The organism is Maribacter spongiicola (assembly GCF_004364165.1).
GTDB lineage: Bacteria > Bacteroidota > Bacteroidia > Flavobacteriales > Flavobacteriaceae > Maribacter > Maribacter spongiicola.
In genome coordinates this window covers 669,338-691,325 of sequence record NZ_SOAY01000010.1, presented here as the reverse complement: position 1 = coordinate 691,325, position 21,988 = coordinate 669,338, and the positions used below count along the sequence as shown (strand labels likewise).

19 protein-coding genes and 1 tRNA gene are annotated in these 21,988 nt (G+C 38.0%); 12 read left to right on the top strand and 8 right to left on the bottom strand.

Annotation, left to right across the window (positions count from 1 at the left end; translation table 11 throughout):
- The first annotated feature begins 5 nt into the window (after window positions 1–5).
- Both CLV90_RS03630 and CLV90_RS03625 read left to right on the top strand, forming a co-directional pair.
- The gene (locus CLV90_RS03630; RefSeq protein ID WP_133686145.1) at window positions 6–515 is read left to right on the top strand and encodes a hypothetical protein; all 510 of its coding nucleotides are present in this window, start codon (window positions 6–8) and stop codon (window positions 513–515) included.
- Window positions 481–1,719, top strand: a complete 1,239-nt coding sequence (locus tag CLV90_RS03625; RefSeq protein WP_208295087.1) for a T9SS type A sorting domain-containing protein — start codon at window positions 481–483, stop codon at window positions 1,717–1,719. Before CLV90_RS03630 ends, CLV90_RS03625 begins: the two co-directional genes overlap by 35 nt.
- 1,059 nt (window positions 1,720–2,778) lie before the next feature.
- Here CLV90_RS03625 and CLV90_RS03620 read toward each other — a convergent pair.
- The 5 genes from CLV90_RS03620 to CLV90_RS03600 form a co-directional block, all read right to left on the bottom strand.
- The gene (locus tag CLV90_RS03620; protein WP_133686143.1) at window positions 2,779–3,234 is read right to left on the bottom strand and encodes a DUF6730 family protein; all 456 of its coding nucleotides are present in this window, start codon (window positions 3,232–3,234) and stop codon (window positions 2,779–2,781) included.
- A 4-nt stretch (window positions 3,235–3,238) separates the two neighbouring features.
- Window positions 3,239–4,099, bottom strand: a complete 861-nt coding sequence (locus CLV90_RS03615) for a relaxase/mobilization nuclease domain-containing protein (RefSeq protein WP_341777677.1) — start codon at window positions 4,097–4,099, stop codon at window positions 3,239–3,241.
- 5 nt (window positions 4,100–4,104) lie between these two features.
- Window positions 4,105–4,401: a mobilization protein MbpA gene (gene mbpA / locus CLV90_RS19365; RefSeq protein WP_133686141.1), complete on the bottom strand. Its 297-nt coding sequence runs from the start codon at window positions 4,399–4,401 to the stop codon at window positions 4,105–4,107.
- A 161-nt stretch (window positions 4,402–4,562) separates the two neighbouring features.
- Window positions 4,563–5,420 (bottom strand): toprim domain-containing protein, encoded by an 858-nt coding sequence (locus tag CLV90_RS03605; protein ID WP_133686140.1) that lies wholly within the window; start codon window positions 5,418–5,420, stop codon window positions 4,563–4,565.
- Window positions 5,417–5,704, bottom strand: a complete 288-nt coding sequence (locus tag CLV90_RS03600; protein WP_133686139.1) for a helix-turn-helix domain-containing protein — start codon at window positions 5,702–5,704, stop codon at window positions 5,417–5,419. The genes CLV90_RS03605 and CLV90_RS03600 overlap by 4 nt, the downstream gene beginning before the upstream one ends.
- Before the next feature lie 543 nt (window positions 5,705–6,247).
- On the opposite strand from CLV90_RS03600, the gene CLV90_RS03595 reads away from it, so the two are divergent.
- Complete coding sequence (locus CLV90_RS03595; protein WP_133686138.1) at window positions 6,248–8,971, top strand: PGAP1-like alpha/beta domain-containing protein; 2,724 nt, start codon at window positions 6,248–6,250, stop codon at window positions 8,969–8,971.
- Window position 8,972: 1 nt separating this feature from the next.
- Window positions 8,973–9,443: a hypothetical protein gene (locus CLV90_RS03590; RefSeq protein ID WP_133686137.1), complete on the top strand. Its 471-nt coding sequence runs from the start codon at window positions 8,973–8,975 to the stop codon at window positions 9,441–9,443.
- A 708-nt stretch (window positions 9,444–10,151) separates the two neighbouring features.
- Here CLV90_RS03590 and CLV90_RS03585 read toward each other — a convergent pair.
- A tRNA-Leu gene (locus CLV90_RS03585) sits at window positions 10,152–10,231 on the bottom strand.
- A gap of 191 nt (window positions 10,232–10,422) precedes the next feature.
- Between CLV90_RS03585 and CLV90_RS03580 the strand changes: the two genes are divergently transcribed.
- From CLV90_RS03580 to pth, 3 genes are all read left to right on the top strand, one after another.
- Complete coding sequence (locus CLV90_RS03580; protein WP_133687011.1) at window positions 10,423–11,364, top strand: ribose-phosphate pyrophosphokinase; 942 nt, start codon at window positions 10,423–10,425, stop codon at window positions 11,362–11,364.
- 41 nt (window positions 11,365–11,405) lie between these two features.
- A complete protein-coding gene (locus CLV90_RS03575; RefSeq protein ID WP_133686136.1) occupies window positions 11,406–12,029 on the top strand; it encodes a 50S ribosomal protein L25/general stress protein Ctc in 624 nt (207 codons plus the stop codon).
- 86 nt (window positions 12,030–12,115) lie between these two features.
- Window positions 12,116–12,745, top strand: coding sequence for an aminoacyl-tRNA hydrolase (gene pth, locus CLV90_RS03570; protein ID WP_133686135.1), 630 nt, complete (start codon window positions 12,116–12,118; stop codon window positions 12,743–12,745).
- On the opposite strand, the gene CLV90_RS03565 is transcribed toward pth, so the two are convergent.
- Together CLV90_RS03565 and CLV90_RS03560 are read right to left on the bottom strand one after the other, a co-directional pair.
- A complete protein-coding gene (locus CLV90_RS03565; RefSeq protein ID WP_243835254.1) occupies window positions 12,742–13,428 on the bottom strand; it encodes a hypothetical protein in 687 nt (228 codons plus the stop codon). The two genes, pth and CLV90_RS03565, sit on opposite strands and share 4 nt — an antisense overlap.
- Entirely contained in the window at window positions 13,425–17,189 is a 3,765-nt protein-coding gene (locus CLV90_RS03560; protein ID WP_133686134.1) for a zinc-dependent metalloprotease, read from the bottom strand. Before CLV90_RS03560 ends, CLV90_RS03565 begins: the two co-directional genes overlap by 4 nt.
- A 53-nt stretch (window positions 17,190–17,242) precedes the next feature.
- On the opposite strand from CLV90_RS03560, the gene CLV90_RS03555 reads away from it, so the two are divergent.
- The 5 genes from CLV90_RS03555 to CLV90_RS03535 all read left to right on the top strand — a co-directional run bounded on the left by CLV90_RS03555 (window position 17,243) and on the right by CLV90_RS03535 (window position 21,981).
- The gene (locus CLV90_RS03555) at window positions 17,243–18,169 is read left to right on the top strand and encodes a bifunctional riboflavin kinase/FAD synthetase (protein WP_133686133.1); all 927 of its coding nucleotides are present in this window, start codon (window positions 17,243–17,245) and stop codon (window positions 18,167–18,169) included.
- Window positions 18,170–18,171: 2 nt separating this feature from the next.
- Entirely contained in the window at window positions 18,172–19,500 is a 1,329-nt protein-coding gene (locus CLV90_RS03550) for an HTTM domain-containing protein (protein WP_133686132.1), read from the top strand.
- An 80-nt stretch (window positions 19,501–19,580) separates the two neighbouring features.
- Entirely contained in the window at window positions 19,581–20,852 is a 1,272-nt protein-coding gene (serS, locus tag CLV90_RS03545; RefSeq protein ID WP_133686131.1) for a serine--tRNA ligase, read from the top strand.
- A gap of 132 nt (window positions 20,853–20,984) precedes the next feature.
- Window positions 20,985–21,311, top strand: a complete 327-nt coding sequence (locus tag CLV90_RS03540; RefSeq protein ID WP_133686130.1) for a DMT family transporter — start codon at window positions 20,985–20,987, stop codon at window positions 21,309–21,311.
- A 25-nt stretch (window positions 21,312–21,336) separates the two neighbouring features.
- On the top strand, window positions 21,337–21,981 hold the full coding sequence (locus CLV90_RS03535; protein WP_133686129.1) for a DUF1801 domain-containing protein: 645 nt from the start codon (window positions 21,337–21,339) through the stop codon (window positions 21,979–21,981).
- Window positions 21,982–21,988: the final 7 nt, after the last annotated feature.

The window sequence follows — 21,988 nt, the reverse complement described above, 5'->3', positions numbered from 1 at the left end:
AAATCATGAACCACGTAAAATTACTTTTCTTTTTGTTTATTTTAACAATAACAACATCTAATGCTCAACTGGTTACATTAGATTATTCAACGTTTACATCAAATCAATGCGATGTATTTAGTCCGCTGATATCTGTTCAAAACTTTTTCCATGAAACTAAAGTAGGTGATGTAAAAAAAAATTCAACTCAAGGTGGTCTTGAGCTTAAATATGATTATAATAATGGTGGAACTAATCAGAAAGGAACAGAATTTGCGATAACTGGTACTTTTAAAAAAGATTACAAGTACTCTGTAAAAATAACTGCCAAAAACAACAACAATTACAGTGAACCTATTGGTCTAAAATGTAATTTCGCGCCTATTGGAACTGATCCAAACTGTAATGGAATTAATTTTACAAACGAAGATAATGGCACATTTTCTTCAAATAGCAATTGGTTTCAAGTAGTTAATGGGACAACATTCGTTGAATACACCTTTGATTCTGACTATTTTGAGTTCTGCACAATCTAGCTTAGGTATTGGTACTTTTAGTTTATCTAATATAGCTTCAGGTTCACAATATATTCAAACAATTTATATAAAGAAAATTCAAATTTTTGAAGTGCCACCACCACCAACATTTACGTTAACATCGAATGTTAATAGTATAGCCTGTGGTGTAACAACACCAGTTGTGTTTACCGTGAATAATGTATACAATTCACCAGGCACTATGACCTATCAATGGGGTTACCCCGGTTGGTCGGGTACGGTTAATTCGACGATGAGTACTGTTACCCTAACACCCACTTCTTCAACTACCTTACCTGGCACCGTTACTGTGACTCCTTATTTAAACGGAGTAGCACAACCCACCAAAACTTTAACAGTAACCAGAAGCGCTTTTACAAGTAATGCCTCGATATCGGGCAGCAGTGCAGTATGTTCTAGTTCAACATATACCATGAGCGGTTTGCTGGCCGGGCAATCCGTAACCTCTTGGGTTGTATCTATCCCATCAAAAGCAACTTTGAGTACCACTTCCGGTAATTCAACGACCGTAACCAAAATTGGAAGCGGCCCCATTACGCTAACCGCCACAATTACGAATTCGTGCAATCAGACCATAACTAAATCTATAGATCTTCAGTTAGGTATTGTCAATGTTCCAGGTTCCATTTCCGGTCCAGCTTCAGTTTTGACCGGTGCGCTAGTAAACTATAGTGTTGCGAGTGTTCAAGGCGCTACATCCTACATTTGGTATCTGCCCTACCCTTATGATACCTACACCAATTTTAATTACTCGGGACAGAATTGGCAAAAACGTACGAATTACAGCTCTGCGAGATCTATTCAGGTCTTTAGTGGTCTAGGAGGCAATCCGGGTCAAATTCAGGTAATGGCCGTAAATGCTTGTGGTACAAGTGGGGCAAGGAAGTTAAGTGTTACGCACGGTGGTGGCGGTGGAGGAATTCCAAGACCGGCCGGATCGGGCACTCAGATTTATCCGAATCCCGCCAAGGATTTTATCAATATAGAACTGAGCAACCAAGAAATCACAACCAATTCTGATATAAGGGCCATAATCTACGATACGAACGGTAAGGAACTGAAAAGCATAAAAATAATTAGTTCAAGCACTACGATCGGTATTGAAGATATTCCTTCTGGCATGTATATTATTGAAGTAAACATAGATGGACACAAGGAGAGCCACAAAATATATATGAATTAAAATAACCTTTTGCACCATAGCTAAAGCGGTTCTATATTTTATAGAACCGCTTTTTATTTTGTAATGAGCCTGCAGGGGTTTTGAAGATTTAAATGGTAATGTTCAACTTTGTGACATAGCTACAACTATTGTCTAACATGTACTACTACCCATAAGATTGCGGAATTTTAATAATAATCGGATGATGAAAACGCTGAACATTTTAAAAAACAGATTTATTAACCGCATAATGGTCGCCACCAGTGAAGAATTGTTAGCTGCTATCGAGAACATACTCAATTAGACCGAAACGGATGACCAATTAATACTAGATTCTCATCAAATTGAAATACTTATATCAAGCGAAACTGATATTGCAAACGGTAATTTGATATCCGAAAGTGACCTTAGAAAAGAGGACTCTGAATGGATGGACTACTAATATTTTGAACACAATTGGCGAAAAAACAAAGAAATTACATTTTCAATTAGTGGAATAAGTGAAATAAAGGCAATCAATACGCTCAGATATTGAACGTAGCGATTAGAGAGCGAACAGTATTGTTTAAACAACTTCCTGAAATAGGAAAGCTTACAGACTTCAAAGATCTTAGAGCTTTAATAATGGACCATTATAGCATTCTCTGCCAAATTCAACAACCCCAAATAATAATAACAGATTTTGGAACAACAGGCAAGAGCTTTATGGACTTTTAAAATTTTTAAAGATAAAATAAAGAGGAGCAACATTTGATTTCCTATGAAAAGCATATGTCTCCAACGCGATGGTTTAAATAAACGGCTCTTTAATCACATTGCTTACCCAATTATTAAAAGAGATACATACTTCTTAGAAAAAGTATTACTACCCTGCCCATAATGTTTAAATAACCATGATTCCATTCAATTAAAATTAAAGTGTTCATGCCCAGCATTAATTAGACTTTTAAATAAATTCCAAATATTCATAATTGGTAGAAGCCCCCAAATCTTACCAAAACTTACCTGCGCGTGGATCCTGTCCGGTTTTTGTAGTGTTCCGGCAGATAAGCGTTAAGCAAAAACCGGATAGGGCGCATGCTACTTTTTGCTTTTGGGTTCTCGCCATTCCTGATAGAGTTCGCTTGCCTCTGGGCTGGCCTCGAGGAACGCCCTGAAATGCCCGACCGCCTTTTCTTCTCCCTGTCCATAGGCTTCCTGTTTTATATCGGAGATCCGTGAAACCTTGTAAACGGAGTAGCCCAATACCAAAATAATGCAGGCGAACAGTCCACAAAACAGCTTTATGGCCCATTTTGGTATCGTTATGGATTTTTTAATGTAGGAGACCACGTTCGCCATCAGTGTATGTTGGTCGTCAATGGCTCTCTTTTGATTGTCATTGTATCGCCTCAAAATAAAGTCGATATCCGAAGTGTCGGGCTTGATCTTGTAGTTCATCAGAAAAGCTTGCAGCTCTTCCATGCGACTGACCGAGTTTTCAAATTCTTTGATTTCCTCCGTTAATAATTCTGCTATTTCTTCTAGTTTTGCCATAGTTTTAGATTTCCATTCCTAATCCGATTGTTTTTTTGATGGCCAATTTAATCGCCTTTTGTGCAATGTTCGCTGCCAAGTTGGGGGAAACTCCGACTGTTTTGCCCAATAACGGCATGGTGTTTCCGTTACCTATCATTTGAGCAGCGTTTTTATCAAATCCGATTCGCTCCGCTATTCGCCCCATCGACATCGTACGATGTACATCACTTCCTTTTAGGTTCTGACCTTGGTATCCAAAACGGAAACCCCGTAGCTGATTCGATTTACCGATGCTTGGAATTACGTTCACTTCGTTTTGTTTCATGAACTTGATATACTGGTCAAAATCTTTGGGCCTCATTTCGGTAATCACCTTTTCATGGATCTGCTTTATTTCCTCACGTACAATTTTCACTTCGTTCAATTTCTCCTGTTGTACTTCCCGTACCGTGGTCATGCCCATTTGCTGTGCTACTCTCTCGGCGGCCTGTTGGCTCCGTTTGCCGATATAGCTGTCCTTGTAGGCCTTACCGTCAAAATCGATGCGGTTTACGTATAAATGGATATGCCGATGGCTTGTATTCTGATGCACAAAAGCAATGGCCTGTCGTTCCTGTAGTTTCATTTCTTTAATGAACCGTTCCGTAATTTCCTTCAGTTCCTTTTCTTTCAATTCCTGTCCATCCTCTATCGTAGGACTAAGGACGAAACTCAAGGTGTTCTTTTCACATCGGTGGTTCTGTGATTGTATGATCTTGAATTCCCGAGTGATCTCCTTAGGGTCGTCCCCTGCCAGATATTCGCGATAGACCACCTTTGCATCTTTCTCCTCGTTCCAACCGTACCCCATGGAAGCTCCCGTATGCGATATGGATTTTCCCATGCCAATCATTTCTTGAAATTGTAAAGATGTTCCCGTATCTCGTTTGCCAACTGTACCACTTCATCTGCCAGTTTAGGATTTCGTTTTCGGTACATATTCCCGATACGTTTAAAGTTGACCTGATATTGAACCAGTAATTTGTACACTTCGATCTGTTCCTCGGAAAACCGTTCGACGATCAGAAGGTCGAAGGCAGCACGACGACAATATTCACTTATGGAAAGTCCGCTCTTTTTGGCCTTGATCTTGAGCAGCTTTTTCTCATAAATGGAACATCGAAATTGTACAAATTCTTTTTTCACTTTGTTCTTTTTTATTCTTTTTCAATCGAAGTAGTCTATGCTAAATCATATATCAAAAACCCGATTAATAGTTACTTTTCTTTTGCGACCAACGGGAGAAAAAGCAAGATTTGTCATGACAATGACACATCTTGAATTCTTACTCAGATAGGATTTTACCGTTACATTCCTTTTTCTCTTTTTCTTGCGCTATACATCTCATTTATATCTTTGTACTCTTTATATAAATAGGATCTATCGATGCAGTATTCATGATTTTGCAATAACCACTTCGTAGCTTCTTTTCCTGCCGCATCATTGTCCAGATACAGTTCGACATCCTTAAAAAATTCTATATACCGCATGGCATTTTTAATAAAGGACAGGGAATTTAAAATGAGAAAGGATTTGTTATCATGACAAAAATTCGTGACCGACAGGAAATCGAACATTCCTTCGATCACTACCAATTGCCTACATCCATTGAATAGAAATGTAATATCCTTTGGGGAGGATGCACTTTTGAAATATTTATTACGAAGTTCCCATCCACCGGAATCGTTCTGTAGTCCGATGCCGAAATAGTGGTTTCCCTTGCACGAATAATGTACTTCCTTACAATATTTATTGGCTGTTTCCAGCGAGATGTCCCGCTCCTTTAGGTAAACTTTCAGCCCGTAATGCCAAATGGGATTAACACTTTTGACGACCAAGCTCGTATTCGATGGTGGAACAAAAGGTTGCGGGTGAAAAGAAAAAGAGGTCGGTATGTCGGAAAGGAAGTCGAGCGCATCCAGAATGCGGCAGTCGTAAAACCGGAAGACCAAATCCAGAACGTTTCCTCCGTACCCTGCCCCGTGGTCGAACCATAGGTTTTTGAGTTTAGACACCTTAAAGGAGGCATGGATTTCTTGGCGGAAAGGACTTCGAAACCAAGCCTCTTTATTGGTTTCCCTGCTCGGAAAGTGTCCAGCCTTTGCCATCGTTGTTACGATACAAACAGCACGGACTCTTTTCCAGTCAATTTCTTCCCGTTTCATCTGCGCCTATTTTTAAAGATATGGTTGAGGGCCTCGGTCTCGATTTCCGATGTAGACTTTCTATCGTTACGTAAAAGCCAAGCATTGAGTCTGGCCTTTTCGAAGAACAGCATCTTGCCATTGGGTTTTGAGTGCGGGATATTTCCAGAGGCCGTAAGTTTGTACAGATAGCTTCTCGATATTCCGGTATAGTCACAGGTTTCCTCAAAGGTGAGTACTTCCTTGTTGGCTGTTAATAGCCGTTCCAAACGATCAAGTCGTTCAAGGATTAAAAAATTGTCCATTGTTTTCCTTTTTTAGGGTTGTTAAATGAACAAAAGCGCTTTTGTTTTCTTTTGAAGAATTTCTTGGATAAAGGTAAAATAAAGGAAGGGTCGGAGCTTGATATGTTGCTTTTAGTTATTCACAAAAAACTGATATACAATTACTTACATTAAATAGAGCCATATGAAACCATCTGCGATTTCACAAATTTAATTTAGTCTCAAATGGATTCAAATGGTACTATTTGAATTTTGTCGAAATTGGTAGAATTTGGAGTTATTAACAATTTAAAATTGCTAAACCTAAAAATATAAGTTTGAAAAAGGTTGATTATATTGTTTTAGGAGCAATCAATTACATAATTGTTATTTTAAGAAACTTGATATTCTTATGATGAATACTGTCTTTTTAAATGTTCCCTTTAGAAAACGCACAAAATTGTCTAATGAGCTTTTCTATTACAGTTGATAGAAAATTTCACCTTTTATTAACAATTAATTTCCTACCTGATAATTTTCTTTCGTACATTTAATTTTAAACATCAACCTCATTAACCATAAATCATGAAAAGAAAACTACTCTTAATCTTATTTACCTTCGTTGTGTTTATCACCCGTTCGCAAGAGGATGCTGCCATTGAAATCGAAAAGTATGAACAAAAACTTGATGCCATTGATAAGCAGTCCATCAAAACAAACTATTTGTTGAACAAGGGCTTTATGATGTCCGGTTTTTTGGATGATTTTTTCGCTTATGAAAACCATGATGAAGATGTATTTACAGAGATCAATCCTCAAAAGTTCAAGCTGCTCTATAAGGGAATGAGAAAATCAGATTTGAATAACAGAAAAAGACTACCCCAATTTAGTTTTAAGAACCTAAAGGCTCAATATGCCGATAGGCCGAACGTAGTGCCTATTGGGGTTATACAGACAAGGGGGGAGTATCTGGATTCATTGCAGATTGAGGACAACATCCAGAAGACAAGAAATAATATTGCAATCGATGCCGATTATGCAAAGTACTTCGTTTTCAATGCAGGTGTACTTTCGAAAAAAGTTTACTCTGGCAATATCACTTTCGAAGTGGTCCCCGAACTTTTTCAGATTCAAAACCCTAAAAGTATCAAATCAACGAGTATCGACTTTTCCGACGGAAATGGCTTTAGGCCCTTGGATAGTCTAAGCAATTTCAAAGTGCGTTATGAAAGCATCGGGGAAAAGGTTGTAGCCGTGCAGTTCAAACAGGGCAAAAAAACCTTTACCAGCTACAGTAGAATAATGGTGGTCACATTGGATGACGAAGAACCAGACATGGTCCTGTTCCCCGAGACCGGAGAGGTACAAAGCAGTAAAGCCGCCATCTCAAGTGGTAAGACGGGGACCATTGGCCAAAGCGCACGATCTTCCTCTTCCACAGATGGCAGTGCAACGGTACACTTGGGCTGTGATGTGGTTTTTGACCAACCGGTAATCGTTATCGAAGGCTTTGACCCCATTAACGAGAACAGCAGCGCAAACTTACGTGCCAATTATACCACCAGCGGTGTAGAACGTATCTTTAGGGCCAATGGGTATGATATGGTCTATTTTAATTTTCAAAATGGAGGTGCAGATATCATACAAAATGCTACTGTCATAAGGAACTTGATCGAACAGGTCAATCGAGAAAAGGTGGGTAATGAAAAAATAATAGTCATTGGAGAAAGTATGGGCGGAATAATCGCCCGACTGGCCATACGTAGCCTAGAAAGTTCAAACATAACACACAACATTAGCCACTATATCAGCTTTGATGCCCCGCACAAGGGCGCGAACCTGCCTGTAGGCTTTCAAAGCCTCGTGCGCCAAATAGATGATGTGAACATTCTGCCAGCAGATATCAAAGAGGACTTGGACGACGCACTCGAACGACTGGATGCGAAGGCCGCCCGGCAATTGTTGATCAGGTTCAACGGCCCAAATCCACACCCCGATTTTACATCACTTCAAAATGAATTGAACAGGGTCGGCTTCCCCCAAAGGGAAGGCATTCGTAATATCGCTATGGTAAACGGCGCCGTGGATGGTAGCCTTGGTGATACAGGATTTTTTAATGTCCCCGGCAGTGAGATAATAGAAGCTCAAGGGGCTTTTGCCGGCCTTTTTACGGTTGGTGCGGAAGTAGTCAGCAATAATTTGGGAGGTACTACTAGAGTTTCTACATTAGTTATAAGAACGGGTGGAATTCCCACTACGGATAAACGGGCCTTTTTCAATTTTAACAGTATTAACTATGATATCGCAAGCGGCGGTGGCGTGGACATTGAGCGGGAGGTAGATGCCCTAAATGGTTTTGATGTGGACATTCCCAACAGGTTCGTCACTTTTGTTCCGCTGTTCAGTAGTTTGGCGTCCACAAGAAGTACAACGAGCCAAACCGAACTGAACCGATCCGAAGCATATTTAAGGGCCAGGGGGCAGGTCCCATTTAACCGCGTTTTTGGAAACATTGTAAATTCGGAACATATTGATGCTGCCAGACTTTTCACACCTTGGAATTCGCTCTTATCAAGTGAACTTGGACTAAACACGACCACTACCTGCACTCAGACCCCAAGTGCTACCATTAGACCGCCAAGCCCCAGAATTAACGGGACTTATTTTTATACCTGCCAAAATAGTGGTGGGGATGTTACCTTGCGAGTTGACAATAACCCTGACTTTCTGGGTAACCTATACTCCCATAGTTGGAGCGTAAGCGGCCCAAGGTCGATGAGCGGTACAGGGGATACCTTTAGGATGTCCTCTACCTTACCGGCAGGAGTATATACCGTTGCGGTAACACGTAGTTTTTCCTCGGCCACGATCAATGATTTACCAACCGCATCACGCAATAGGGTTGGTACTTCAAGTAGTTCCAGGGCTTTTTCCGTCTTGACCACAAGCAGCAGTATTTGTGCTAACGGTGGTGGTCCCGGACCCGGACCAGGGGGTGGAATACCGTTGACAGCCAATCTTGGGGATTTTGAAATCGAAGATGTGAGCGAGGTCGGTATTTGGCCAAACCCATCTAGCGATATCATAAACGTTTCCTATATAATTGACAAAAAAAGTGAGGTTTCGGTATCTTTAATTGCAATAAATAACGTTTATAATAATGTCATTTCCTTAGGTACTGAATCTCGTGAACCCGGGGAGTATGTGGATGGATTTGATGTTGGCCATGTTGCGGAGGGGGTATACGTACTAGTGGTAGACATTAATGGCGTTCAGACTAGAAAAAAGATAATAATAAAAAAGAATTAAGATGAAGCATTCAATGTTTTTGGCCGTTTTTCCACTATTTTTAGTTGTAATTGCCTGTAGTTCTGATGATAATGAGGGCAAGCGCGAGCCTGTACCGACCGTGACCTCCTTTTCGGGTGTGGTCCTATATGAAACGAATATGGAGCCGGTAACCAATGGGGAACTGTTCATCAGCGGTACCGATACCGAACCATTGAGATCACCTCAAGTACGTGCAGAGGCCATTTTGAAAATAGAGGACGGTACCTTTGAGGTTTCATTCGAGACTATTGAAGAAGTTGATAGGTTTAGTTTAGCAATTGTGATTTTACAAGGGGACTTTATTATCAATTCTTTTGTAGGTAGTGGTGCAGATGGCCTTCAGTGTTTGCCGGGAGAATGTGGGGCCTTTGCACCTGGCAAAGACTATGAACTCACTATATTGGTTCCGTGTGATCCGGATGATTGTGTTCAATTTCATCCGCCCAATTGATAGCATTTAATGGTTTTATAAAAGAGGCATTTCCTTTGGTTTTCCCCCATTGTTTAAACTTATTCACCTAAAAATAAAGTTGGCGTAAAGTTGCTTCAAATTCCAATAATTTAAGAATCAATGGCATTAAGATTATTTTAATTTAGGCCATTACTGAGAAGCCAAGACCCTAATTTCCGTCAATATGAGCCATAGAGTTTTGTTAGAATCTGTACTGTTATTATATTTTTTTGGGCTATATCAAAATTTGAATTTAAGTTCCGTAAAACGGCCATTTAAGGGGCCAGTTTTTGCGAATCAGTCAGCTTTCTGGCAGAGTGTCCTATTCTTGGTCTCCTTTAGTAGTTTCGTTAATTAACTTTTTAAGGGACATTTGGTGATTCGAAATAACCTGAAGACAATTCCACTAAATATCAAGATTTAACTTAGGAATTAAATTTGCAGCTTCCTTCATTTTTCATTAATAAACTTGATTTAGATTTCGATTGTTCCCATTTAGCGATGCCTAAGCTGTTTGATATTGTATAGATATCGGCACTATTTTCGAATTGGATTAAACAGAATGACTATAATTAGCCCTAATTTTCCTATCTTCCATTAAAGAAAACAAAAGGTGAAAATAGGTTCAATGTTCATAAAATCGTCACTTAACCGTCACTTTAAAAAACACAAAACCCTGTTAATCAATTTATTAACAGGGTTAAAAAGTACTCGAGGCGGGAATCGAACCCGCACTCCGAAGAACTGGATTTTGAATCCAGCGCGTCTACCAGTTCCGCCACTCGAGCAAATTTGTCGTTTAAAAACAACATCCTGTGAAAACAAGACTGCAAAACTAAATAATTATTTTCTTTCTATCACCAAAAATATCAAGATTTATACGTTAGCAACCAAATTTAATTTTTAAATTTGCACCTCTTTAAAAACAAGGGTTTCAATATTTTATAGAAGCAACTGTTTGGAAAACAATAAGAAAGACATGCCATACCAAGTTCCACAACCGAAAATATTTGCTTGCACACAAAGTAAAATCTTAGGCGAGAAAATCGCAAAAGCATATGGTATGGAACTGGGCAAGATATCTTTTTCACGTTATAGTGATGGGGAGTTTCAGCCATCGTTCGAAGAATCTATTCGTGGAACACGAATATTTATTATCGGTTCTACGCACCCTGGTCCTGAGAACTTGATGGAAATGTTATTGATGATCGATGCTGCAAAAAGAGCATCTGCACGTCATATAACAGCGGTTATGCCTTATTTCGGTTGGGCAAGACAAGATAGAAAAGATAAACCTAGAGTGCCGATAGCAGCTAAGCTAGTTGCCAAAATGTTGGAAACAGCAGGTGCAACCAGAATAATAACGATGGATCTGCATGCCGATCAAATTCAAGGATTTTTTGAAAAACCTGTTGATCATCTTTTTGCATCTACTTTATTTTTACCATACTTAAAAAACTTAGGCTTAAAAGACCTTACCATTGCATCGCCAGATATGGGCGGTTCAAAAAGAGCTTATGCCTATTCAAAAGCATTAGACTGCGACGTTGTTGTATGTTATAAGCAAAGAGCAAAAGCGAACATCATATCTCATATGGAGCTTATTGGTGATGTACAAGGTAAAAATGTTGTACTAGTTGATGATATGGTAGATACAGCCGGCACATTAACAAAAGCTGCCGATTTAATGATGGAGCGTGGTGCACTTAGCGTCAGGGCAATAACTACACACGGTCTTTTATCGGGAGATGCATACGAGAAAATCGAGAAGTCGAAATTAACAGAATTGATTATTACCGATTCTATTCCTATAGAAATCAAGAGTGAAAAAGTAAGAGTTTTAAGTTGTGCCAATCTATTTGCAGATGTAATGGATAAGGTGCATAACAATAACTCTATTTCTTCTAAGTTCTTGATGTAAGTTAGAATCGAAAACAAGAATATTAATTTTTAATACATATAATGAAGTCAATTACAATTAAAGGATCAGAAAGAGAAAGCGTGGGCAAAAAGGCAACGAAGGCCCTACGTAATGCTGGAAAGGTTCCTTGCGTAGTATACGGAGGGGATAAACCATTTCACTTTTCAGCAGATGAACTTGCGTTCAGAGACTTGGTTTACACTGCAAATGCACACACAGTTGCAATTGAATTAGATGGTGGAACCTCTCTTAAAGCAGTTATGCAAGATATTCAGTTTCACCCGGTAACCGACAAAATCATTCACATTGATTTCTATCAATTGTTTGATGATAAAATGGTAACTATGGATATTCCTGTTAGACTAGAAGGAAATTCTCCAGGTGTTCGTAACGGTGGTCGTTTACTATTTAGAAAACGTAAACTTTCGATTAAAGCATTACCTGCAAAATTACCAGATTTCTTTGATGTCGATATTTCAAAATTGAAAATCGGTCAACTTATTTCTGTAGGATCATTGCTTAGTGATGATTTCACGATCTTACATCCAGAAAGTCAGGTTGTTGTTCAGGTTAAAACTGCTCGTACAGCTGTTGTTACTGATGACGAAGATGAAGAAGGAGAAGAAGGAGCTGAAGGTGGTTCTGAAGAAGCTACTGAAGAATAGTCTTTACAGTTTAAATTTTACAATAGAGCATCCTGGTACTTGTATCAGGATGCTTTTGTATTTTTACACCATAAATTCAATTACAAATGTTCGGTTTTTTTAAATCCCTTTTTACAGAGCAGAACATAATTACAGAAGAGAAAGACCCCATGAAGAAATTTTTAATCGTAGGCTTAGGTAACATAGGTGATGAATATGCAGAAACTCGCCATAATATTGGCTTCAAAATATTAGATGAGATAGCCAAAGCAAACGACTTTACATTCGAAACCGTTAAACTTGGCGATATAGGTTCTTATAAAGTAAAAGGAAGAACGGTAATTTGCTTAAAACCTTCAACCTATATGAACCGAAGTGGAAAGGCTTTGAAATATTGGATGGATAAAGAAAATATACCACAAAGCAATATTCTCGTAATTACCGACGATATTAATATACCCTTTGGCACTATTCGTATTAAAACAAAAGGAAGTAACGGCGGACATAACGGCTTAAAAGATATAGAGCTTTTTCTACAAACCATTTTATATAACAGATATCGTTTTGGAGTTGGTGCAGATTTTGGACAAGGTAGACAGGTAGAATATGTTTTGGGCCAGTGGAACGATGAGGAAAAAACGTTACTACCTGAACGATTAAAAAAATCGACCGAAATAATTAACTCATTTGTACTAGCTGGTATTGCCAGAACCATGAATCAATTCAACAATTCTTAAAGTACCTTGAAATTATAAACACCGGTATCTGACTTGTTACCTTCTTCATCGATAACAACGACTCTCCAGTAGTAAACCGTATCTGAAGTTACTGAAACCTTTACATTCGTTACTGTAGAGGATAGTTCTCTGATTAAATCGACTGGCGGTGTTTCGACAGAAAAATAAACCTCATACCTATCGATATCATCATCTAAATCAGATGCTGACCACGATAGCTCTACCTCGTTATTAATATCTTTAAAAACGTTGTCTGATGATGCAGGACTTTCTATGGTTGCAGGAAAGGGTGCAAAAGTAGTCCTGGATCCCGAATTATAAAAATACCACTCTTCGCTAGACACAGTTTGCTCTACTTCACTATTTCTAGAACGCACCAACCATGAAAATTGAGTTCCCTTGGCTATTGGTAATTTTGCAGACCCTGATGCCGAAACAATAGTTTGAACGGTACCAGTGTTCACATTTGTAACACGTAACTCATAAGTTTCGGTATTATCTGCCAAACCCCATCTAAACTCTACTTGACTAATCTCTTCACCTAAACTTACCCCAGTGGTACATTCAGAGTTTTCTTCTGGAAAAGTCAATTGCACAGCTTCTGGTGGATTTGCGGCACTTTTCTTTTTACAGCTGGTAACCGCCATAAACAAACATGCAATAAGTACTAAAAAGCGCATCATTCTTTAATAACTTTAGAAGTTCCTTTTATTGTTCCACCCTCGTATTTTAAATAGTACATACCTGTGGCCAGAGAGCTTAAATCTAATGAGATGGTCCCATCTACTGGCAAGGTGGTTATTCTTGAAATATTTCTGCCATCGGCACTAAAAATGCTTACAACAACCGCTTCTCGTTCTGCACCTAAATATACCCTCACCATGTCTTGCACCGGATTTGGATATACTACTGGTTGAACGTAAAAGCCGACCTGTTCTTCATAAACGCCTTGGCAAGGTATATCGGTATACACCTTTAAAGTATTTAATCCTTTTTCTAAATCTATAGATATGGTTGACTTATCTGTCTGCACCGCTACGCCGTTCAATTCTATAGTATAAAATGAAGACCCGCTCATTTCTAGTGTTATCTGAGAACCGTCTAAAGCTATTTTAGAAGTAACGCTTAATGGCAAAGGTTCTGTAATCTGTACCTCAACGCAATACTCTTGATAAGTAATGGTACCGTCTGTACCTGTGATACATAAAGTATACGTTCCTGAACCTAAATTAGCCAAGTTAAATGCATTAGAGAAATTCTGACTTAGGTTGACCCCATTACCAGAAACAGCTACTTGATAATCTAAAGCCAATTTAGGAACTATGGATAATGACCCGTCATTATTCTCTCGGCAAGTTTCACTCTTTAAACTAACAATAAAATTCTCTGGCGGAAAACGATACACTGCACAACCAGAAGCATCGACTTCTTGACCCGCTGGTGTGCCCAAACAAAGATCATCACCATCATCGAACACGCCGTCATTATCGTCGTCAGGCCTAAATTCACCTTCAACACAAAGTTCAAGGGCAAAAGATTTTAAACTACCTCCATCAGATGGTGCATTATCTTTAACCTCTAATGTCCATTCACCAAGAATAGACTCCCCGTTAAATGAGCTTAAACTACCTAAAGGCCTGACCGAACCGCTGATGCCAGGTTCTACAGAACAGGAAAAAGCCGGACTATCATCATCAAAAGTTGCATTTATGTTTCTTGAGTCGCCACAAGAATTTGACACCAAAGTAACTGTAGTACCAGTTGGTGATGTTAACGTTACCACAAGGTCTGCCAAAAAGGTGTGTTCAATATTCAATTGTACATTTACATCTGCTACCGGTAGGTCTTCGAAAAAAACAATTTTAGAAGTAATTACCGGTGTACCACTGCTAGATATTGCTATTGGCACACCTGTTGCAGTCTTAGTAGCACAATTAAACTGTACTGTAGAGAAACTAAAAGGAGTTGCAAAATTACCTTCACCGCAGTCATTTTTTGGCTTTACACGCCAAAAATATAATCCGTTATTTTCTAAAAGTGTTGGCGAATATGAACTACCGTTTACGGTAGTCGACTCTATAATATTTATAAAAGCGCTATCATCAGAAATCTCAATTTCATACTCCGTATTGCCAACTGAAGTTCCCCATTCGAGCAGCACATCTGTTGATGCGTTTTCAAAACCGTCAACCGGCGACACTAAAATAACATCTTCAAAACTATCATCGTAAACTCTTAATTGTAGTGTAATTTCTTTGGTTACGGTTGCCGCAGTTGCCCGCACTGTTATCGGATACACACCAACATCTAATGTTGCTATACCTACAAAATCAATAGTTACCGGAGTATTTGTAGTATCTGCCGAAATAGGAGTAAATGTTGCTGTCAAACCCGTTGGCAGATTTACGATATCAAAAGTACTTTCTTCATCAAAACCAAGATCAGTTTCATAGGTAAATGGAACACTTAGGTCATCGGGCTTACAAACATCAAAAACTACCTCATCAAAATTCAATACAATTTCTGACGGTGTAATAGAAAAATTAACTTCATTAACGGCAAAGTAAATATTGTTATCTGCCTGTATCATTATTCTACCGGTACTGGTAGCAATATTCGGAATAATAATATTCTGGCTGCCATCATTCAATGTATTTTCTACCAATGGAATGGAAAATGTAACTCCCCCATCTGTCGATAGAAATATAGAAACTGTAGTAGTATTGATAGGTGATATGTTGGTATTTGCAACATCCCAAGTAATAGTTTGCACAGAGCCAGCTTCAAAAGATTCTTCTATGGTTTGAGAACTTATTAAAAAAGGCCCGGCTTCATTAATAACCGAAACGGTCATTTCATCAGAATCAGACTGCCCACCATTTAACGCATTGTCTCGCACTGTCAATGAAAAGTTCATCTCACGACCAACATTAGAAAGTGTTTCCCAAGCAGAACCGGAAGTTGGCACTGTCTGAGTCAGTTCTCCGCTTAGAATTCTATTCAAATTAGGAAAATAGCGCTCTGGTGTCAATTTAGGCGGCAATGACCTAAAGTTTGCTCCAGCGGGATTATTAGGTCCAAATGTAGTCTGTGTAACAATGCCGTTATCAATCTGTTCCCAAGTATAACTCAGTACATTTGCTGCATCAGCATCTGTAGCCTCGCCAGTAAGTACAAAGGGAGTGCCTTTTGGTATACTATAATTTATTAAAGGAGTAATCGTTGGCGGATTATTGGTAAGCACTTCTGTTACACCACATGAAACCGTTTCTAGATAATCTCGTATTTGGAGTATACTCACATAATGAAAGTAATCATCGCTATTAGAAGCAACATTATTGAAACCTGTTATACCGGCATAACCCATTATGGTAGTACCACTAGCTGGCTCGACCTGTACAGTAGTACCTTCAGAAATATGAGAAAAAGAATGATTGGCACCGAACTGGTGTCCCATTTCATGAGCGACCAAATCAATATCAAAAGCATCACCCACTGGCGATGACAACGTTGTATAACCGCTACCCTTTCTACTATCGGTACAAACTGCACCGATAAAGCCCGAATTACCATCTAACGTATTATCCTGTTGATTGAACAAATGCCCAATATCATAATTTGCTTCACCGATTACACTGGTCAATGTATTTTGAACCTGAGAACTTAAACTGCCAGTATAAGGATCTGTTTCAGAATTTGTATAAATTACAAGGTCTGTATTTGCTATTAACTCTAAAGTAATTGCCAAGTCTCGTTCAAATACTGCATTAATTCTAGTTAAAGTGGCATTTATGGCTGCAAGTGCATCTGCCTTAGTACCACCATGAAATTCGGTATATTCTCCAGAAGCAGAAATGGCCACCCTAAACTTTCTAAGCGTTTGATCATTGACTAATTTAGCAGTTAGATTTTGTGAATATTCTTTAACCTCAGGCATCGTTTTACATACAAAATCGATATCTCGCTCATCTTGTTCGGTTCTACGATACAAAATATAGGTATTGTCAGCTGATTTTTGCATAAAAACTGCTCCGTTATCGCCCGAAGTACTCATGGTACTTTGAATACCTTTTGGTGAAACGCTAAAACGAATTTGCATTTTTGGATCGTGCAGGGCAATACCCTTATATGATTTAATTGAGGGATATTTTTCAGCAAGTCCTTCAGAAAAAAGATGTGCATCTTCTACCGAAAAAGGAATTAAAGAACCGTCTTCATTGGGGAAATAGATAATATTAGTAGCTGTATTACTAGTAAGTGCTGAGAGAAATGCTTCCTGGTTTAGTGTGAAAGCCATGCCTTTATTCACCAATAAGCGCTGCTTTGAAAACTGTTTAGCCGTAGCATTTAATTCAGTATTTTTCCAATAGGTAATCTGAGCCAGACCGGAAAAGGAAAGAAATACTATGGTAATTGAGAAAACTAGGCGTAATTTTGCAATCATTAAGAGGCTTTTAACTCAAAATCAAATATAAGTCTTTTTATTTTCTATCATAGGTGATTACAGTCCGCAACATTTCTAAATACAAAGAAGAATATCCTACGGTCATTACCATAGGTACCTTTGACGGTGTACATATAGGTCACCTTAAAATACTTAGCAAAATCATAAATCATGCCAAGAGTACAGAATTAAATTCTTCTGTGCTTACCTTTTTTCCGCATCCGAGAATGGTTTTACAGAAAGATGCCAATATAAAACTGTTGAATACGATAGAAGAAAAGATTACTATTTTAGAAAATCTTGGTCTTGACGTACTCATCATCCATCCTTTCACCAAAGAATTCTCTCGTCTTACGGCTGTTGAGTTTGTGCGTGATATGCTTGTAAACACCCTACATATAAAAAAGGTCATTATTGGATATGACCACAGGTTCGGTAGAAATAGAAATGCGAATATTACCGATTTAATCACATTCGGAAATACCTATGATTTTTCGGTTGAAGAAATTCCCGCTCAAGAAATCGACGATGTATCTGTGAGTTCTACAAAAATTAGAAAAGCATTAGAAGATGGCGATATTGAAACCGCCAATAGCTACTTAGGCTATGAATACATGCTTACAGGAACAATTATAAAAGGAAAAGGAATCGGTAAACAATTGGGCTACCCAACAGCTAACCTATCTATAGCCGAAGATTATAAATTGATACCTAAAAATGGTGCTTACGTAGTAAACAGCATTTTAAATGGAGTGGTTGTATACGGAATGATGAATATTGGTTATAACCCAACCGTTAATGGTACCGAGAAATCGATCGAGATCAATTTTTTCGATTTTAATACCGATTTATATAATCAAAAAATTCAAGTTAATATTTTGGTTCGCTTAAGAGATGAGCATAAATTTGAATCTGTTGAGGCTTTAAAGAATCAATTAGCCAAGGATAAAGAAAAATCGCTACATTTTATTAAAAAATAATTATGCTCAATAGGTTGTTATTTCAACGCATAGATAATAGCCAGTTAATCATCTTCCGTATTTTTTTTGGTATTCTAGTTGCCCTAGAATGTTTTGGGGCTATCGCTACAGGGTGGGTAAAGCGCAATCTCATTGCACCACAATACACTTTTCCTTTCATAGATTTTGAGTTTCTACAACCATTACCTGGTTTTGGCATGTATTTATACTTCTGCACCATGGGCTTGCTGGGTCTATTTATAGCTGTAGGTTTTAAATATAGAGCAAGTATCATTTCATTTACCATCTTATGGACGGCAACATATTTGATGCAAAAAACAGCGTATAACAACCATTACTACCTGCTTATCTTAATATCATTATTGATGTGTTTTTTTCCTGCGGAAAGAAGTCGGTCGTACGATGTTAAAATGAATTCCGAATTAGAAACCAATTCAATGTATGCCTATGTAAAATGGGTGGTAGTATTACAATTATTTATTGTTTATGTATACGCTTCTATAGCTAAAATGTATGGCGATTGGCTTGATTTTAGTACCATTGCTACATTAATGAATTCAAAAAAAGCCTATTGGCTAATTGGCGATATATTGCAACAACCATGGGTACATGTAATTATTGGTTGGGCAGGTATTGTATTCGACCTATTAATAGTACCGGCACTACTTTGGAAACCAACAAGAAAAATCGCCTTCTTTCTTTCATTATTTTTTCATCTGTTCAATTCCATTATTTTTCAAATCGGAATTTTCCCCTATTTATCGATTGCTTTCAGTGTTTTCTTTTTTGAACCAGAAACCATTCGCAGTATCTTTTTTAAATCTAAGAGTCCATATACGGCTTCAAAACTCATTATTCCAACATTTAAAAACACCCTTCTATTAGGCTTTTCTGTATACTTTATAATACAATTATTACTCCCTATTCGACATTACGCAATTGATGGGGATGTACTTTGGACGGAAGAAGGTCACCGAATGAGCTGGAGAATGATGTTACGAAGTAGACAAGGCAAGGGTACCTTTAAAGTAGTCGACAAAAAGACCGAAGAGGTGACCTATATAAATCCGAAAGATTACGTCACCGCAAGTCAACAGCGTAAAATTTTCGCTTACCCAGATTTTGCTTGGCAGTTCGCACAGTACCTGAAGAAAGATTTTGAAGGGAAAAATATGGAAGTTGAAGTCTATTTAGAGAATTCTTTAATAAGTATTAACAGAAAAACTTACACTCCCTTTATTGACCCCGAAATAGATTTAGCGGCAGAACCGTGGTACCAAACTAAACACCATACTTGGATTCTACCTTCTAACCATAAAATTAAAAATTAGTTAATTACAATTTAGTATTTATAAGTATCGTTTGTAAACAATAAGATTAACGTAAATTTACAGCCAAATACAATTCAATAATGTTACAATTACAGACCATAAGAGATAATAAGGAAGAAATTATCCTTGCCCTTGAAAAAAGAAATATTGACGCACAACCTTTAGTTGAAAAAGTGCTTCAATTAGATGAAAATAGACGCGCTGCCCAAACTAGTTTGGACAACCTTTTAGCCGAATCGAACAAGCTTTCTAAAGAAATTGGTGAATTGTACAAAACTGGTAAGGCACAAGAGGCAAATGAACTTAAAGAGCAAACAGTAAAACTAAAAGAAAAATCGAAGCATTTTAGTGAAGGTCTTGCTACTGCAGAAGAAGAGCTGCAAACCCTTTTATATCAATTACCGAATGCTCCGCATATTTCTGTAAAGAAAGGTTCTACAGAAGAGGACAATGAAGAGATATTAAATGAAGGTGAAATACCTAAATTAGTTGAAGGCGCCTTACCGCATTGGGAGTTGGCGAAGAAATATGATATTATAGATTTTGAATTAGGCGTAAAAATAGCCGGTGCTGGTTTTCCCGTTTATAAAGGAAAAGGAGCTCGTTTACAACGTGCTTTAATTGCTTATTTCTTAGATAAAAATACCGCAGCAGGCTATACCGAAATTCAAGTTCCGCATTTAGTAAACGAACTCTCAGGTTACGGCACAGGTCAACTACCAGACAAAGAAGGTCAAATGTACCATGTAACGGCAGACGATCTTTATTTGATTCCAACGGCAGAAGTTCCTGTAACCAACATTTTTAGAGATGTTATTGTAAACGAAAGTGATTTTCCTATTACATATACCGGCTACACACCTTGCTTTAGAAGAGAAGCAGGTAGTTATGGTGCACATGTACGTGGTCTAAACCGTTTACATCAATTCGATAAAGTTGAAATTGTACGTGTAGAGCATCCTTCAAAATCATACGATGCATTAGATGGTATGGTTGAGCATGTAAAGGATATTTTAAGAGAATTAAAATTACCATACCGTATTCTAAGACTGTGTGGTGGTGATTTAGGGTTTACCTCGGCACTTACCTTTGACTTTGAGGTATTCTCAACTGCTCAAGACAGATGGCTAGAAATTAGCTCTGTTTCTAACTTTGAAACCTACCAAGCTAATAGATTAAAATTGCGCTTTAAAGATGAAAATGGTAAAAACCAACTAGCACATACTTTGAACGGAAGTTCTTTGGCACTACCACGTGTATTAGCCGGAATTTTAGAAAATTACCAAACTGCAGACGGAATTAAAATTCCTGAGGTATTAGTACCTTATTGTGGTTTTGATATGATTGATTAATAATAAAATACTTCAAAGTATTAAACATCTATAATAGAAATGCCATATGAAATAGTTTATATGGCATTTCTATTTTTTCAAATTTTACTTATATTAAAATAGCGAACGTTACTCTAAACAAATTCTAAGATTATGAATTGGGTACTATTAATAATCGCCGGTCTTTTTGAGGTAGCCTTCGCCTTTTGTCTAGGCAAAGCAAAAGAAACCACAGGCAACGAAATGTACTTATGGTATATTGGCTTTTTAGTCGCACTTGCCATAAGCATGATACTTTTAGTGAAAGCAACTCAAACATTACCAATCGGCACCGCTTATGCTGTCTGGACAGGTATTGGTGCAGTGGGTACCGTACTAGTAGGGATATTTGTATTTAAAGAACCAGCGACTTTTTTACGCATTCTTTTTATTACAACATTAATAGGTTCGATCATTGGTCTTAAAGTAGTTTCACATTAGAAACACTTAAAAACAACGCACTCTTATGAATAAAAAAGTGGATACTTTTTTAACCGAAGTTTCACAGTGGCAAGTAGAACTTATTCGCCTTCGTGAGCTAATATTAGAATGTGATGTTGTAGAAGATTTTAAATGGAAACACCCTTGCTACACCAACAATGGTAAAAATATTGTCTTAATACACGGCTTTAAAGAATATTGTGCGGTACTTTTTTACAAAGGAGCTTTACTAAAAGACCCCAAAAACATATTAATTCAGCAAACCGAGAATGTACAGGCTGGTCGGCAAATTAGATTTCAGAATACCCAAGAAATAAATGAACTGTCGGTGGTGATTAAAGATTACATTCAGGAAGCAATCGCTCATGAAAAATCGGGAAAACAAATTCAGATGAAAAAGGTAACCGATATTGCCGTTCCTGTTGAATTAGAACAAATGTTCACAGATGATTCGGAGTTTAAAGCAGCATTCACAAATTTAACTCCCGGTCGCCAAAAAGGATATTTGCTTCATTTTAACCAGGCGAAACAAACAGGTACACGATCAGCAAGAATAAAAAAGTATACCAAAAGAATTTTCAATGGCAAAGGTTTAAACGACTGTGTTTGTGGTTTATCTAAAAGAATGCCGAACTGCGATGGTTCTCATAAACAGTTACAGAATACTTAATACATAA